This window comes from Candidatus Limimorpha avicola, assembly GCF_056978975.1.
The window spans coordinates 100310-116958 of sequence record NZ_DBMCYK010000005.1 but is presented as its reverse complement, the minus strand read 5'-3'; the positions used below and the strand labels follow the sequence as shown (position 1 = coordinate 116958).

Here is a 16649-nt window from a genome sequence, read left to right as displayed (position 1 = left end):
TTTATACAGTTGATAATGAATGTCTAAATCATATATCAGTAAGGAAAAGCACAATTTGTTTAATGCCCGTAGCACCTGTGATGACTTCGTTGTCAATGGCTCTGCTTCTGTTGGGACCACTTATTATGGTGACATTCGACGGTTTGTTGCCATGATATTTGTTTTTTATAAATAAAGAGGCTTCTTTCATGTTATGCACTATCTGTTGTGGTGTGGCAAAGACAAGCAGGCTGTCAGCCATGGCGTATGACTGCAATGAACCGGCATCGCTGTTCGACAAAACTATACTGCCTGTCTGCGCTATCAGGCATTCACAACTCGTCAGCGAGATGATATTCTCGCCTTTCTTGAACATGTTGACATTGAAATCTATCTCATATTCTTTGAAGATATCTATTATTTTTTGACTTGCAGAATACATTGGACGCCAGTCTTTTTCATGGTATATATGTAAGATATACTGTCTGAACATGTCGAGAGACCTGAGGTATATGAATATTCCCCCATTACTTTTGAATTTCTCGATGAAAGTGAATTCCGGACCATCATCTTTGTTGAAAGGCTTCCATGTGTCGGTTTGCAGGTCTATGTCAGAGAACAGGTTTTCGTCTTTGGTCATGAGTGCAGAACGTACCCTGGAGAGGATTTTCTCCTTGTTCGTGCTGTCGTCAAGTCCGTTGAATAGCTCCTTCTTCACCTTATATAATAATTATGTCGAATAACAGCATTTTTATCTATTATTGGCCATTACTTTGTATCGTCACCGGATTCTTCGGCATGATTTTCTTCATTATTGACCTTGTTCATCTCAGTCTTCTCTTCATTGTCAGACTTTCCGGCATGATTTTCTTTACTATTGGCTTCATTTGTTTCAGTCTCATCTTTTTTCGTTTCAGAATCTTCATCAGTTTTAGTAAAGTTTCTTTCTTCCACAGCCCAAGGACGTTTCCCGAAGATGTTCTCTACGTCTTCACTGAAGATGACTTCTTTATCCAACAGTTTTTCAGCAAGTTGAATCAAGCCTTCTTTATTTTCCGTGAGTATTCTCAATGCCTCGTTGTAAGCGCTTTCCACGAGTTTGCTTATCTCTTCATCAATCACTTCCGCTGTTTTTTCGCTGAAAGGTTTGGTGAGAGAATACTCCTGTTGTCCGGTGGAGTCATAATAGCTCAGGTTGCCGATTTTTTCGTTCAGACCGTAATATGACACCATGGCGTAAGCCTGTTTGGTGACTTTTTCAAGGTCGTTGAGTGCGCCTGTGGAGATATGTCCGAATATCACCTGTTCTGCAGCTCTTCCGCCGAGAGTTGCAATCATCTCATGGTACATCTGTTCTTTTGTGGTGATTTGTCGTTCATCCGGCAGATACCATGCAGCGCCGAGAGCCTTGCCTCGTGGCACTATGGTAACTTTCACCAACGGATGGGCATATTGAAGCATCCAACTCGTTGTGGCGTGACCGGCTTCATGATAGGCGATGACTTTCTTTTCAGAACTCGTAATGACTTTGTTTTTCTTTTCCAAGCCTCCAATAATCCTGTCTATGGCATCGAGGAAGTCTTGTTTCTCAACGGAATCCTTGTTGCGTCGGGCAGCGATGAGTGCGGCCTCGTTGCATACGTTGGCGATGTCGGCGCCTGAGAATCCCGGTGTCTGTTTTGCGAGAAACTCTTTATCAACATCATTGGATAACTTGAGGTTGCGCATGTGAACGGCAAAGATGTCTCTTCTTCCGTTGAGGTCAGGCAGTTCCACATATATTTGTCTGTCGAAACGACCTGCACGCATCAGGGCGCGGTCGAGTATGTCGGCACGGTTGGTGGCTGCCAATACTATGACGCCTGAGTTGGTGCCGAAACCGTCCATCTCGGTGAGCAGTTGGTTTAAGGTACTCTCACGTTCGTCATTGCCGCCGTTGACAGGATTCTTTCCCCTCGCTCTTCCTATAGCGTCTATTTCATCGATAAAAATGATACAAGGAGACTTTTCTTTTGCCTGTTTGAAGAGATCTCTAACCCTTGAAGCACCGACACCGACGAACATCTCTACGAAGTCGGAACCTGATATGCTGAAAAACGGCACATTGGCTTCGCCGGCTACGGATTTGGCCAACAATGTCTTGCCTGTTCCTGGAGGACCGACAAGCAATACCCCTTTCGGTATCTTGCCTCCAAGACGCGTGTATTTCTTCGGATTCTTCAGAAAATCGACTATCTCGACAACCTCTTCTTTGGCTTCTTCAAGTCCGGCGACGTCTTTAAATGTAACCTTGGCATTGCTGCTGTTGTCGTATAACTGAGCCTTGGACTTGCCTATGTTGAATATCTGTCCTCCTCCCATGCCGCCATTGTTTTTGTTCATCATACGCATGATGACGAACCAAAATACCAATATCAGAATGAAAGGGAATACCCATGACATTATCTCGCCGAACCAGTTGTGCCGTTCTACCGAGGTGATATATACGGGATTGCTGAGACCCTCCTGTGCCTTTTCCACATCACGTTCAAAACTCTCTATCGACACTATGCGATAGGTGTAGTTTGGCGACTTTGAGAACTGTTGCGGTTTGGCGTCCGGAAAATGTTTCTTCCTGCCGGTCTCGTTGAGATATATTTCAGCCACCTCGCCATTGACGAGTTCTATTTTGTCAATATCCTGACTTTTCAACATCTCCATCAATTCACCTTTGTTGATGTCTTCTGCCGGGTGTGTTCCTTTGAAAAACAGCGACCCTACAAAGAAAGCTATCAATACTATGTAAATCCAATAGAATCCAATGCCTTTCTTGTTCTTTGGCCGGTTGTTGTTTATCGGGTTGTTTTCCATTTCCTGTAAATAAATGATAAGTTTGTTTTTTTATTCAGCGTATGAGGTCTTTGGTGCATCTGCCCATAATGACTCCAATTGGTAAAATTCGCGTTTTGGCTCTATGAAAATGTGTACTACAATATCGACATAGTCGATCAATATCCATTCTGCGTTTTCAAAACCTTCTATATGATAAGGTTTTACTCTTAATCCGTTTCGTAAATCTTCAACAATATGATCGGCAATGGCTGTCACTTGTGTCTTCGATTGTGCATGACATATAACGAAATAATCTGTTACAGCAGTATGTATGTCTCTTAAATCCAATGAGACGACATCATTTGCCTTACAATTTAACATGGTCTCCACTATCGTCGATAGAACTTGTTCAGTATTGTCCGATTCGTGTCTTATTCTCATACTTTTTTTATGTGTTTTTTATCAACAATAATTATAATGTTCTTGTTTAAATCCTGTTTTAAGGTGTAAACGAAATTTTTTGCAAAGATAATGAATATCTTGCTTTGGATTAACGTCTTTTGTAAAGAAAATTATGCGTATCTTTGTTTTTTCTATGAATGACTGATATTAATAAACAAATTTCATTATGGATACTTGTCAAACTTTAGTAGTTAACGAACAGAAAATATTACGTTTTAAAAGCTTGAAATCGACGAATTTATATTTACAGCAAAAGTTACAGGAAGGAGATGATATTGTAAACCAGGTAGTCATGACTGATTATCAGACTGCCGGCAAAGGACTTGACAACAACAGATGGGAGAGTGAACCGGGTATGAATCTCTTGTTCAGCATGGCATTGGATGTCAGTTTCCTTGAAGCTGAGAATCAGTTCCGGATTTCTCAAGCTGTACCTCTCGGCATAATTAACGTATTGAAAAAATATCTTCCTAAAAATTCTCTTTATGTCAAATGGCCGAATGATGTTTATTATTCCGACAAGAAAATTGTTGGAATGTTGATAAACAATACATTGTCAAATAGAATGATGGATGTCTCCATAGTAGGAATAGGTGTGAACGTAAATCAGGTAAAATTCGGTGATGACTTGCCAAATCCTATTTCCATGAAAATAATAACGGATTATCATTACGACTTGATGCCTCTGCTGGTGGAATTTATCGACAGTATCAGACAATCAGTATCGTTGCTTAAATCGTCTGATGGTGTCAAAATGGTGGAGGAGTCATATATAAGGCATTTGTACCGTTATGGCAAAAAAGCACGTTATCAATATAAAGGTAAGATAATGACGCTTATGATAGTGGGATTCGACAAATTCGGCAGATTGCAATTGCAGGACGAGATGGGTAAGATTATAACATGCGACCTTAAAGAAATAAAATTTCTTATGGGATGAGAATAATGTTCTGTATTAGTGTGAATTTTGAAGAAGATATATTACAAAATGAATATTTTTTCAAATCAATAAACGTCAGTTTTTCATATTGTCATTGGAAAATATGATACCGTCAGTGTTCAATCTTTTTTCTCACTGATTTTTTCCGCCATCATGTTGACCAAATTTTGTAGAGGACGTGATGCCATCATCTGCATCAAAGGGTTAAGGTTTGCATCTATTTCGAACTGACATTCCGAGGTGTTTCCGTCAGGTCTTATGTGAATGTTAAGTGTGAAAGGAAAAGGTGTCTTTCCTTCAGGTACCATCTGCACCAAATTGTTTTCCACTCTGTTGCTTATACGCAAGGCAATATTTCCCATGCCTTTGACGGTGAATGATAAATTGTCGGAGTCGGTATTGATGTTTTCCACTTCCGAAGGCAGATATTTTATGGCATTGTTCAGGTCTTTGCAAATATTGAACAACTCGATTTCGCTGTATGGTGTTTTTTTGTAGTTGCTTTTTATTATCATGATGTATTTTTAGAACTTAAAATACTGTGAATAAGAAACCTCTTCGTGTTTTGTTACGTTATAATTTCAATTTATAAGAATCATTGGTTTATGTTGTTATGTCGGTGTTTCGACAAATAAGAACATTCATTGAGTATGGGCAAGTATAATATCATTACAGTATTACATTCTGGCATCGCTCCATGCCTGTGGGTTTTGTTTCCATTCCATCAATGTGAAAAGATCTTCTTCTCTTACATAGTTTTCCGCTACGGCTTTTTGTATCAGAGTGTCGTAATTTGTAAGAGTCACCAGGTCGCATTTATTCTCTTTGAAACTCTCTGCAGCTACTTCCAAGCAATAGGAAAATATAGCCATCATGCCTTTGACGACGGCGCCTTTCTCGCGTAAGGCACTGACGGCAGCAAGACTTGATTTACCGGTAGATATGAGGTCTTCTACCACTACGACAGAGGAACCTGTTGGCACAATGCCTTCTACCTGATTGTTTAAGCCGTGCGATTTCTTTTCGGAACGTACATAGACAAACGGGACTCCCAATTCCTGTGCCACCAATGCACCTTGCGGTATCCCGCCTGTGGCTACGCCTGCTATGATGTCAGGCTTGCCATACTTTTTCATACATAGCTTGGTGAAAGCTTCACGTATGAATGTCCTGATCTGTGGAAATGACAAGGTAATGCGATTATCGCAATAAATTGGACTTTTTAATCCCGAAGCCCATGTGAAAGGTTGTGCGGGATTCAATTTTATTGCTTTAATTTGCAGCAGGAAATTGGCTAATGCCATCGATGTTTCTTGATCGTTCATATTATGTTTAATTAAATGCGATGCAAATGTACAGACTTTTTTGTAATAATCGATGTTTAACCATCGTAAATTTTTATGATAATTTATTGACATCCGGAATGTCTGAGATGTCTGTTGACAGTAATGCCGTTGATAATCTTGTAGATATATTGAGAAAATGGCTCATCGGCGGTGATGACGAAGACCTTGTTTTGAATAATGTGGATGGCATGGCGGCAGCTGCTGCCATAAAGTCGTTGTTCAGACAGGCTCCTGCAGCCGGAGGTCTTGTGAAATATGGAAACAATATTGTTGCAATAGAAAGAAACGGCAAACCTGACTTCCCCAAAGGTCATATAGAGAAGAATGAAAGTCCTGAGGCTGCAGCACTTCGTGAAGTGGAAGAAGAGACCGGAATGAAAAAACTTTCTATATTACGTGCGCTTCCTTCTACTTGGCATTGCTACTTTTTTGACAATCAGTGGGTGTTGAAAAAAACTTATTGGTATCTTATGAGTTCATCTTTACAGAACGATTTTAAACCTCAACGCGAAGAAGGCATCACCAAGGTGTTTATGATAGACAAAGACAATGTACATGCTTTTTTGAGAGACACATATCCTTCATTGAGTTTTGTTCTTGCAAAAGATATATTGGAGGTGTTGGGAGTGAAATAATGTGTTTGAGAAATTTGTATATTTGCACAAAAATATTATCATGAGAAAAGCTGTTTTTGTCGGCTCTTTTGATCCTATAACAAAAGGACATGAGGACGTTTTGTTGAAGGCAATGCCTTTGTTCGACGAGATTGTCATCGGCATAGGACATAACATCAATAAAAAGAGTTTTTTCCCTTTGGAACAACGTTTGGAGTGGATTGAAAAGGTGTTTTCTAATTGTAAAAATGTCAAAGTTAAGAGTTTTGAAGGTCTTGCCGTGGAGTTTTGTGAGGAGGAAGATGCTCGTTTTATCATCAGAGGTGTACGCAATATAATCGATTTTGAATATGAGAAGGAGATGGCAGAGGCTAACAGAAACTTGTTGCCTGGAGTGGAAACGGTGTTTTTTTATGCTTCTCCTTCATTGAGTTATGTCTCATCGACATTAGTGCGTGACCTGATAAGCCATGGCAAAAATGCCGGTATGTTGGTGCCTGATGCAATAAAAGAGTATTTTATTAACAGATAATTGCCGATATTACATCTTGTCGGTAACAATATTAAAATATTGTCACCGTTCTAATGATATGAAAAAGGTGATATTTTACATATTGTTTCTGATGTCCGCAATGACAGTGTCGGCCCAGAATGTGGTGATAGACGGAAGTACTAACAAAGCCAATGCTTTAGTACGTCTTTTTGTATATGATGATATGTTGTCTTGCGAGATGACTGAGGTATGTTCTACCCGTTCCGATAATAAAGGCAATTTCCGTTTGGAGACCGATCTTCCGGACATAACATTGGCGCGTATAGCTGTCAATCTCGAAAGTGTTGACATGTTGCTTAATACTCGGTCTTCTTATAAAGTGAAAATAGAGATACCGGAAAATAATGAAGATGTGTCGTATTTCGAACGTCAGGAATCTGTCATAACAATGCTCGATGCCGATGATGATGGTTTGTATTATCAGTTTACCATGACGGAGAATATTATCAATGAGTTTATTCTCAACAACTTCAATCAGTTGTACAGAGGAAGACGTGTGGCTTTGCTCGATTCTTTGGATAGTGATATAGAAAGAAAACTCGGAACGGTGAATTTCGACTTTGTCAAGGATTATATAAGATATAAAAAAGGAGTAGTAATGCTTGCTCTTACCGGAGATGGCGGCAAGAAAGTGATGAATGAATATTTCCTTGATAATGATATACTTTATTCTCAACCTGCTTATATGGATCTTTTTAAGGAAACGTTTACCGACTATTTTTTGCAAAGAAAATTCGAGCCGTCGGAGTTTATGTATGCTTTCGCTTCAGGTTATGACAATTTTGTTTCTTACCTTAAAAAAGATGATTTTCTTGCCAATAACGACAGCCTGTTTGAATTGATATTTATCTGGAATCTCAGAAGAATGTACTATGAAAATCCCAATGAGAAAAAAATTGTAAACAGTTATCTCGATATTATGAAGTCGAAGACAATGGTGCCAAGACATAAAACGATAATCAACGATATACAGGCAGGACTCAATCGTTTGGCGTATGACACCGATGCACCTTCTTTTTCTTTGAGAGATGCTGTGGGAGATGTGTTTAAATTGTCAGACCATAAAGACAAAATGATATTGTTGCAGTTTGTGAGTCGTGTTTCGCAAATGTCGGAATATCAATTTGAAAGACTTTCGGAACTTGAATCGAGATGGCAAGATACTGTCGAGGTGGTGACAATAGCAACGAACAATTCTTTCGAAGATTATAAAACTTTGTTTAAAGAAAAAGGTTATAATTGGACACTGTTGAATTTGGGAGATGATATATTGTTGTGGGAGAAATATCAGATAAAGACATGTCCCGAATATGTTATTATCAAGACACAAAATAAAATCGGCATGGCACCGGCGCCGTCTCCAGAGCAATATTTGGAATATCATATAAGAAGAATTTATGGCTATCATTAAAAAAAACAATCCTTTTTAAATAAGATTATGAAAATAATTCATATCTTTGTACGATTTTAATAAAAGACAATTAACCAATATCATATATGGGCTTTTTTACTAAATTATTTGGAAATAAATCTATACGCGACAATAAGGCATTGATGCCGGTTCTGCATAAGACTTTGGATGCTTATGAGAAGATTAAATTGCTTGACAATGATGCCCTTCGCCATAAGACAGTAGAGTTTAAAGAATATATCAATGACAGTATCAGAGAAGAAGATGTCAAAATCAGTGAATTGAAACAAAGAATCGCTGACAATCCTGAGATGGACGTCGAAGAGTTGACTGATATTTATTCTCAGATAGACAAGTTGGAGAAAGTGCAGTTGGATAAGATTGAAGAGGCATTGAATACCTTGTTGCCGGAGGCTTTCTCTGTCATGAAAGAAACGGCACGTCGTTTCAAGGAGAATGATGTCGTTGAGGCTACTGCAACGGAGATGGACCGTAAGCTGGCTACAGTTTATGACCATATCAATATCAGGGACGACAAGGTGTATTATAACAATAGTTGGCTTGCCGGAGGCAATACCATAAAATGGGATATGGTGCATTATGATGTTCAGATCATTGGCGGTGTGGTGCTGCATCAGGGTAAGATAGCTGAGATGGCGACAGGTGAAGGAAAGACCTTGGTGGCGACATTGCCTGTCTATCTCAACGCCTTGGCAGGACGTGGCGTTCATGTGGTTACCGTGAACGACTACCTCGCTAAACGTGACTCGGAATGGATGGGTACCATATATCAATTCCTCGGTCTGTCGGTGGATTGCATAGACAAACATCAACCCAACTCTCCGGAACGTAGGAACGCCTACCTCGCCGATATTACTTACGGCACTAACAATGAATTCGGTTTCGACTACCTGCGTGACAACATGACCGGCAACCCGGATGAACTCGTACAACGTAAACATCATTATGCTATTGTTGACGAGGTGGACTCTGTTCTCATCGACGACGCTCGTACTCCTCTCATCATTTCAGGACCTACACCTCGAGGCGAATACCAGGAGTTCGATACCTTGAAACCGGATGTGGTGAAACTTTATGAGGCTCAGAAACGTCTCGTGACGGCATGTCTTGCGGAAGCGAAAAGATTGCTGACAAATCCGTCAGCGACAGAAGATGAGAAACGCCACGGTGCTGACCAGCTGTTCAGAGCTTACAGAGGCTTGCCTAAGAATAATGCCTTGATAAAATTCTTGAGCGAAGAGGGTATGAAATCTTTGCTCCTTAAGACAGAAGGTTATTATCTGCAGGAACAGCAGAAAAACATGCATATCATTGACGATGAACTCTATTTCGTCATTGATGAGAAACTCAATATTGTGGACCTTACCGAGAAAGGTATTGATGAGTTGACACGCTCTTATAACGATTCATCGTTCTTCATCATTCCCGATGTGGGATCCGAGATTGCCGAACTCGAGAAATCTTCGCTCTCTGATGATGACAAACTAATGAAGAAGTCCGAATTGTTGCGCAACTTCTCGGAGAAATCTGAACGTATCCATACGATACATCAGTTGCTCAAGGCTTATGCCTTGTTCGAAAAGGATGTGGAATATGTCATCATGGATAATAAAATCAAGATCGTTGACGAACAGACGGGCCGTATCATGGAAGGACGTCGTTATTCCGACGGTTTGCATCAGGCTCTCGAGGCAAAAGAGAATGTCAAGGTGGAGGCTGCAACACAGACATACGCCACCATCACATTGCAGAATTACTTCCGTATGTATCATAAACTTGCCGGTATGACAGGTACCGCTGAGACAGAGGCTGGCGAGTTCTGGGATATCTATAAACTCGATGTGGTGGTGATACCTACCAACAAACCTATAGCTCGTATCGACCGGGAAGACTTGATTTATAAAACTAAACGTGAGAAATACAATGCCGTCATCGATACTATTGAAGAGATGGTATCGCAGAAACGCCCTGTCCTTGTGGGTACAACTTCTGTGGAAATATCGGAACTGTTGAGCCGTATGCTGACACGTCGCAATATACCTCATAATGTATTGAATGCCAAACGGCATGACAAGGAGGCTCAAATCGTTAAAGATGCCGGTATGCCTGGTACCGTGACAATAGCGACTAACATGGCTGGTCGTGGTACCGATATCAAACTCGGGCCCGGCGTCAAGGAGGCTGGCGGTCTTGCCATTATTGGTACGGAACGTCATGAGTCGAGACGTGTCGATAGACAGCTCAGAGGTCGTTCCGGTCGTCAAGGTGACCCGGGAAGCTCTCAGTTCTTCGTCTCTCTCGAAGATGATCTCATGCGTATGTTCGGCTCCGAACGTATCGCCCCTATCATGGACAGACTCGGCCTGAAAGAAGGTGAGGTGATACAACATCCCATGATTACCAAACAGATAGAAAAGGCACAAAAGAAAGTCGAGGAGAATAACTTCGGCGTGCGTAAGCATTTGCTCGAATACGACGACGTGATGAACTCTCAGAGAACGGCAATATACGAGAAGAGAAGACATGCCTTGTTCGGAGAACGCCTTTCTATCGATATCAACGATATGATGTATGACCTCGGACAGTCCATAGTGGAGAAACATGTGGAAAGCGGCGATTATGAGTCGTTTAAATTAGACGTTTTTACCAATATGGGTATCAACCCGCCTTTCGATGAAGAAGAATTTAAGAAAGGCAGAGTGGAACAGTTGGCTGATGAGTTGTTCGACAAGGCAATGGAGTCATATAACAACAAGACTCGTGTCATAGGCGAGAAGACTATGCCTATTATTCAGATGACTTACGAGAAACAGCCTCATTTCGAGAGAATACTTATTCCGTTTACCGACGGTAAAAAAGGTATCAATGTCGTTGTCAACATCAAAAAAGCTGTGGAGAACGGTCCGAGAGAGATATCGCTCGCCATAGAGAAAGGTATCACCCTCGCTCTTATAGATGAGTCGTGGAAAGAACATCTTCGCGAGATGGACGACTTGAAACAGTCCGTACAGAATGCCCATTATGAACAAAAAGACCCTCTTTTGATTTATAAACTCGAGTCATACAACCTGTTTAAGGATATGATATTGAAGATTAACAGTGAGGTGATATCGTTCCTGATGCGTGCTGATGTGCCTATGCCCAATATGGATAATATTCGCGAACATAAGGCGATGAGAACAGACCGTTCCAAACTGAAAGAACAGCGTAATGATTTGCTGTCCCAGGCTAACAGCAATACGCAGGAAAGACAGGTTACTCAACCGATACATGTGGAAAAGAAAGTGGGCCGTAACGACCCATGTCCATGCGGAAGCGGTAAGAAATATAAGAATTGTCATGGTAAGGATGCCGGTTGATGACTGACTTCCTGATTTAAAGTCATGTTGTTGACGGCTCTCGCTTTATTGAGTATTTGTCATGAAGGATGTTATACATATTATCAGAATCTTGTCTCTTTCGTCCATACTGATGCTGTCAACATCGACATCATTGTTTGCTCAAAATGACACAGTGGAAAGTCCCGGAAGACCGTTGGTGGGCGTATCTTTAAGTGGAGGAGGTGCCAAGGGTTTTGCACATCTCGGTGCCTTGAAAGTCATTGAAGAGGCAGGGGTCCCCATTGACTTCATTGGAGGAACGAGTATGGGCGCCATAATGGGCGGCCTCTATGCCATAGGTTATAGCGTGGAGGATATCATTGCCATAGTGAGATCGCAAGATTGGAATAAAATTATGGCTGATGAGATACCCCAGTATTATGTTCCGGCAGACAAGAAGTATTTCTATCGTCATTATCTTGCTACTTTCCCTTTGGTAAACAATAAGATACAGATTGAATCCGGGTTATATGAGGGAAATCTTGTAAATATGTTGCTTACAAGATATACTGCACCGGTTTATCATATCAGAGATTATTCCGAATTGAGTATTCCGTTCCTTTGTGTGGCTGCTGATGTCAACAATGCTGAACCTGTTGAGATGACAAGTGGCGTCTTGCATCGTTCCATAAGGGCGAGCATGGCAATACCTTTTTATTTTACTCCCGTCATTATGGATGACAAGGTGCTTTTTGATGGTGGGATGATTAACAATTTCCCGGTTAGAAATCTCAAAAACAAAGGTGCTGATATTGTCATAGGTATTGATTTGAATCAACCGTTTGAGCTCTCGGAAAATCCTTCTCCTATAGATATACTTGACAAAATAATCACTCTGTCTGGCAAACCTGAAAAGGAAAAAGCTGTCGCTGAGTCGGATATTTATATAAATCCAGACTTGCATGGTACAGGAATGATGGATTTTAACAAATATGACTCTATCATAGCCATGGGCGAAAGCGAGACACGCAAATATTTTCCTGTCCTTAAGGCTCTTGCCGACTCTTTGCAGGCCATAGACTCTTTCGATGTGTCGCGTAAAATCGTTAAACCTATGGATTCCATATATATTCATGGAGTCAAAGTGTCTGATCTCGATGATGATAAGGCAGCCTATATTTTGAGTATGTTTAATATGCCTTTCCCTTGTCATGTCTCTTTTGATGAAATAGAAGAACGTCTGCTGAAAATTATTTCAACGGAATACTATTATGATGTGTGGTATGAATTTATTAATGAAGAAGATAAGACCTTTTTAGTGATACATTGCAAGAAAAAACAGAAATGGACGCTTTCAGTGGGTGCTCATTATGACAGCAACTATGGCGTTGGTGTACTGCTGAATCTTACTTTTAGAAACTTCGGCAATTATTTCAAGGGCTCCGATATGATGATTGACATCAATATATCCGGTAATCCATATCTAAGATTAATTCATTTTTATCGTTGTTCCAACAGACTGAAACTGGGTTATGATATTTCTACTATGGGTGTCAGCCTTAATTATTACGAAGGCGACGTGTTCAGTAATTATTATTATTTTCAAAATAATAAAATGAAACTGTTCGGACAGTGGATACCTACCTACAATCAGAGCATTGTTATAGGTATAGGAGGCGAATATATTGGATTTGAGGATTATAAGTACAAATTGGTGAATGATTTTGAGAAATATCCTTCTAATAAATATAATTTTTATGCTAATGCATTCTTGAATTATTCTCTTAACAACCTTGATTCTCCGTCTTTTGAAAAAAAAGGATGGAGGACTAATATCTTGTTGGAATATCTTGTCCCGGGAAGTCTTATTTTGGGTGATGCCGATGCCGAGGATGCTTGTCTTTTGCTTAATGCAAGGGTGGGACGTTCTTTCATGATTAGTGAAAAAAACAGCTTCGAGGTTGCTGCCGTGTTGGCTACGAAGTTCGGTAATGCTACAATGCCGCTTTGTTATGAGTTCTTTGTCGGCGGACAGTCTCGCATGCTTTATCTCGACAATATTATAGCTTTTACCGGTATGCACTTTGTCCAACGTCATGTACAGCATATTTCTTTCACAAGTCTTGACTGGAGATATAATTTTTATAAGATGTTTTACGGGTCTTTGAAATGTGATGTCGGATTTATGTCCGACGAATATGAAAAATGGTTCGACCCTGAGAATATTGTTGTTGGCGTAGGTCTTACTGTTGGCGCAAAAACAATAATAGGACCCGTGGAGTTAAGTCTCATGCGTTCCAATGTCAGTTCAGGTTTCGTGGGTTTTGTTAATGTAGGTTATTATTTTTAAAATATATGATATGAAATACAAGAGAGTTTTATTGAAGTTGAGTGGAGAGGCGCTTATGGGAGAACAACAATACGGCATTGATCCCAAACGTCTCGATGAATATGCGGAGGAGATAGCCGCGGCATCTGCCACTGGGGCGCAGATAGCCATTGTCATTGGGGGTGGCAATATCTTCAGAGGTCTTCAAGGTGCAAGCAAAGGCATGGACAGAATACAAGGCGACTATATGGGTATGTTGGCTACTGTGATAAACAGCATGGCAATACAGTCGGCATTGCAGTCCAAAGGCGTCAGGACTGCGTTGTTGTCAGGCGTCCATATCGACCGTATAGCAGATTCCATGAGTAGTGCCAAAGCTATTGCATTGCTTGATGCCGGCAATGTCGTTGTGATAGGTGGCGGCACCGGCAACCCGTTCTTTACTACCGACACCGCCTCTGCATTGCGCGCCGTCGAGATAAAGGCTGACGTGATTTTGAAAGGTACCCGCGTCGATGGCATCTATACCGCCGACCCGGAGAAATGTTCACACGCCGTGAAATTCGATACCATTACTTACGACGAGGCTTATAACAGAAACCTTAAAGTGATGGACCTTACCGCTTTTACCATGTGTAAGGAAAATGATATGCCCATGATAGTCTTCGATATGAATACCAAAGGCAACCTCATGAGGGTACTTAACGGTGAAAAAATAGGTACCTTGGTGACAAAGTGAGCCTTTTTCATAAAAAATTCTTTATATGTAAACAAAAATATATATCTTTGTCAACATAAAAATGTAGAATATGACAGAAGAATCTCAATTTATTTTGGATGAGACAACAGAGACAATGGGTAATACGATATCCCATTTGGAATCGGAATTTCAGAAGATTAGAGCCGGAAAGGCAAGTCCTATGATGCTTCAGGGCGTTAAGGTGGAATATTATGGTGCAATAGTGCCGATAGAACAGACTTCCAACATAGGCACTCCTGACCCTCGCCAGATTATCGTACAGCCTTTCGATAAAAGCTCTATAGGTGCAGTGGAGAAGGCCATACTTGCTGCTAACTTGGGTTTTAACCCTAAAAACGAAGGCGACTTCCTCCGTATCATAGTGCCTCCTCTTACTGAAGAACGACGCCGTGACCTCGTGAAACGTACCAAGACAGCTTCGGAAGAGGCAAAAGTCGGTATCCGCAATATACGCCGTAATGCCAACGAAGATGCCAAGAAACTGGAGAAAGATGGCGTCTCGGAAGACGAAGTGAAACTTCTTACTGAAAAGATACAGGAACTTACAGATAAATATATCAAGAAAATCGACGAACTTACAGAGTTGAAATCTAAAGATATTCTTACTGTGTGATATTTATCTGTGCCAAAGACATCATTTATCTTTCTTGTTCAAGGAAAATGTATGTCTTTGACGTGTTTCTTTATAAAGGCATGCCGGATTCACCATCTGACATGCCTTTAATGTAGTTGCCGCTTTATGATTATGTTTTTACCGGAGTAAAAAAATTATTCTCGACATTTTACAGAATAAAATATTTGAGCTTTCGATACTGTCCCAAAAAGTGTGTAAAATTCAAAGTTTAATATTTTTGTAGTTAGAAATTTTTAAAAAAACAAAACATGAATTTTACACAGGAGCAAAGATACGAAATTATTGAAAAGATAATCAAAGAAGGAAAAGGAATAGAAGAAATATTGAAAATGAGTCTTGAGATACTGATGAAGGCAGAAAGGGAAGGACATAATGCCACAAGCAAAGACATGAGTAATGGATACAGGTATCGAAAGACGTATGGACGAGGCAGGATGTTGGAGTTGAAAGTTCCACGGACACGAAACGGCAACTTTTATCCTGTAATATTAGGATTACTTAGAGATCAGGAGGAAGAAGCCAAGCAGATAGCATTTAGATTATATGGAGCAGGATTAACGACGGAGCAGGTAGGAGAATTATTCGGAGAAATATATGGGGAGAGTTATAGCAAGAGTCAGGTGAGCCGAATGTTTGAATATGCGAGAGAAGAAGTATCAGCGTGGATGAAAAGAGAGTTGGAAGAGTATTATCCGATAATATACATAGATGCCACATTCATAAACACCAGACGAATAGACAGTGTGAGCAAAGAGGCATATTACAGCATATTGGGAGTAAAACAGGATACGAGCAGAGAAGTATTGAGTGTGGCAAATAATCCGACGGAAAGTTCATCTTTTTGGAGTGACATATTTAATGATTTGAAAAACAGAGGAGTAAAAGAGACAGGGTTGGTGGTGACGGACGGATTGAGAGGTATAGAGAATGTTATAAACAAACATTATAAAGAAGCGGAAATACAGTTATGTACGGTACATTTACAAAGGGAATGTCAAAAATACATCAAACCCAAGCACAAGGCAGAGATGGCAATGGACCTCAAGGAAGTATTCAGCTGCGATGATAAAAAAGATACGAAAGCAGCAGGAATGGAAAGAGTTCTGTAAGAAATGGAAAGAATATTATCCTGTTTTTGGAAATAAGATGAACAATGAGAGGAATGTTTATTATTTCACATATTTGGAATATAATTATAAAATAAGAAGTGATATACACAACCAATTGGATAGAGAGACTAAACAGGGATTATAAAAGGACAACGAAAATGAGAGGTGCGTTACCTAATCCGGAATCAACGATATTGTTGTTGGGACATGTGGCGATGACGAGAAAAAGTTATGAATACAAGATACCATTGTTCAAGATGGAAGATAAGAAATTCAGATGGGAGGAATAAAAAGTTATTGTCAGAGCAGCCCGCTTCGGCAAGCCTTTGCGATCTACTCTGACAATTATTTGACAAATTA

13 protein-coding genes and 1 pseudogene are annotated in these 16649 nt (G+C 40.3%); 9 read left to right on the top strand and 5 right to left on the bottom strand.

The window, feature by feature from the left end; all coding sequences use genetic code 11:
* Positions 1-28: 28 nt before the first annotated feature.
* Genes ACZOVS_RS04035 through rsfS form a run of 3 tightly spaced genes read right to left on the bottom strand, consistent with a single transcriptional unit; the run spans position 29 to position 3231 of the window.
* Entirely contained in the window at positions 29-697 is a 669-nt protein-coding gene (locus ACZOVS_RS04035; protein WP_483995943.1) for an LUD domain-containing protein, read from the bottom strand.
* A gap of 50 nt (positions 698-747) precedes the next feature.
* Positions 748-2829 carry an ATP-dependent zinc metalloprotease FtsH gene (ftsH, locus tag ACZOVS_RS04030; RefSeq protein WP_483995942.1) on the bottom strand — a complete coding sequence of 694 codons (2082 nt, stop codon included), beginning with the start codon at positions 2827-2829 and terminating at the stop codon, positions 748-750.
* A gap of 30 nt (positions 2830-2859) precedes the next feature.
* Positions 2860-3231 (bottom strand): ribosome silencing factor, encoded by a 372-nt coding sequence (gene rsfS, locus ACZOVS_RS04025; RefSeq protein WP_483995941.1) that lies wholly within the window; start codon positions 3229-3231, stop codon positions 2860-2862.
* Between the two features lie 187 nt (positions 3232-3418).
* On the opposite strand from rsfS, the gene ACZOVS_RS04020 reads away from it, so the two are divergent.
* Positions 3419-4192, top strand: a complete 774-nt coding sequence (locus tag ACZOVS_RS04020) for a biotin--[acetyl-CoA-carboxylase] ligase (protein WP_483995940.1) — start codon at positions 3419-3421, stop codon at positions 4190-4192.
* Positions 4193-4311: 119 nt separating this feature from the next.
* Here ACZOVS_RS04020 and ACZOVS_RS04015 read toward each other — a convergent pair whose 3' ends face one another.
* A complete protein-coding gene (locus ACZOVS_RS04015) occupies positions 4312-4707 on the bottom strand; it encodes a hypothetical protein (RefSeq protein WP_483995939.1) in 396 nt (131 codons plus the stop codon).
* A gap of 162 nt (positions 4708-4869) precedes the next feature.
* A complete protein-coding gene (pyrE, locus tag ACZOVS_RS04010; protein ID WP_483995938.1) occupies positions 4870-5517 on the bottom strand; it encodes an orotate phosphoribosyltransferase in 648 nt (215 codons plus the stop codon).
* A gap of 98 nt (positions 5518-5615) precedes the next feature.
* Between pyrE and ACZOVS_RS04005 the strand changes: the two genes are divergently transcribed.
* From ACZOVS_RS04005 to ACZOVS_RS03970, 8 genes and pseudogenes are all read left to right on the top strand, one after another.
* Positions 5616-6173, top strand: coding sequence for an NUDIX hydrolase (locus ACZOVS_RS04005; protein ID WP_483995937.1), 558 nt, complete (start codon positions 5616-5618; stop codon positions 6171-6173).
* A gap of 40 nt (positions 6174-6213) precedes the next feature.
* A complete protein-coding gene (gene coaD / locus ACZOVS_RS04000) occupies positions 6214-6684 on the top strand; it encodes a pantetheine-phosphate adenylyltransferase (protein WP_483995936.1) in 471 nt (156 codons plus the stop codon).
* A 58-nt stretch (positions 6685-6742) separates the two neighbouring features.
* Positions 6743-8116, top strand: a complete 1374-nt coding sequence (locus ACZOVS_RS03995; RefSeq protein WP_483995935.1) for a TlpA family protein disulfide reductase — start codon at positions 6743-6745, stop codon at positions 8114-8116.
* A gap of 86 nt (positions 8117-8202) precedes the next feature.
* On the top strand, positions 8203-11496 hold the full coding sequence (gene secA, locus ACZOVS_RS03990) for a preprotein translocase subunit SecA (protein ID WP_483995934.1): 3294 nt from the start codon (positions 8203-8205) through the stop codon (positions 11494-11496).
* A gap of 61 nt (positions 11497-11557) precedes the next feature.
* Entirely contained in the window at positions 11558-13807 is a 2250-nt protein-coding gene (locus ACZOVS_RS03985; RefSeq protein WP_483995933.1) for a patatin-like phospholipase family protein, read from the top strand.
* 10 nt (positions 13808-13817) lie between these two features.
* A complete protein-coding gene (gene pyrH, locus ACZOVS_RS03980; RefSeq protein ID WP_483995932.1) occupies positions 13818-14525 on the top strand; it encodes a UMP kinase in 708 nt (235 codons plus the stop codon).
* Positions 14526-14595: 70 nt separating this feature from the next.
* Positions 14596-15159: a ribosome recycling factor gene (gene frr, locus ACZOVS_RS03975; protein ID WP_483995931.1), complete on the top strand. Its 564-nt coding sequence runs from the start codon at positions 14596-14598 to the stop codon at positions 15157-15159.
* A 269-nt stretch (positions 15160-15428) separates the two neighbouring features.
* Positions 15429-16579: pseudogene (locus tag ACZOVS_RS03970) on the top strand (IS256 family transposase).
* Positions 16580-16649: the final 70 nt, after the last annotated feature.

Excerpts from the sequence above, each read along its gene's own strand:
- ftsH (WP_483995942.1), bottom strand. The coding sequence starts at position 2,829 with ATGGAAAACAACCCGATAAACAACAACCGGCCAAAGAACAAGAAAGGC.
- rsfS (WP_483995941.1), bottom strand. The coding sequence starts at position 3,231 with ATGAGAATAAGACACGAATCGGACAATACTGAACAAGTTCTATCGACG.
- ACZOVS_RS04020 (WP_483995940.1), top strand. The coding sequence starts at position 3,419 with ATGGATACTTGTCAAACTTTAGTAGTTAACGAACAGAAAATATTACGT.
- ACZOVS_RS04015 (WP_483995939.1), bottom strand. The coding sequence starts at position 4,707 with ATGATAATAAAAAGCAACTACAAAAAAACACCATACAGCGAAATCGAG.
- pyrE (WP_483995938.1), bottom strand. The coding sequence starts at position 5,517 with ATGAACGATCAAGAAACATCGATGGCATTAGCCAATTTCCTGCTGCAA.
- ACZOVS_RS04005 (WP_483995937.1), top strand. The coding sequence starts at position 5,616 with ATGTCTGAGATGTCTGTTGACAGTAATGCCGTTGATAATCTTGTAGAT.
- coaD (WP_483995936.1), top strand. The coding sequence starts at position 6,214 with ATGAGAAAAGCTGTTTTTGTCGGCTCTTTTGATCCTATAACAAAAGGA.
- ACZOVS_RS03995 (WP_483995935.1), top strand. The coding sequence starts at position 6,743 with ATGAAAAAGGTGATATTTTACATATTGTTTCTGATGTCCGCAATGACA.
- secA (WP_483995934.1), top strand. The coding sequence starts at position 8,203 with ATGGGCTTTTTTACTAAATTATTTGGAAATAAATCTATACGCGACAAT.
- ACZOVS_RS03985 (WP_483995933.1), top strand. The coding sequence starts at position 11,558 with ATGAAGGATGTTATACATATTATCAGAATCTTGTCTCTTTCGTCCATA.
- pyrH (WP_483995932.1), top strand. The coding sequence starts at position 13,818 with ATGAAATACAAGAGAGTTTTATTGAAGTTGAGTGGAGAGGCGCTTATG.
- frr (WP_483995931.1), top strand. The coding sequence starts at position 14,596 with ATGACAGAAGAATCTCAATTTATTTTGGATGAGACAACAGAGACAATG.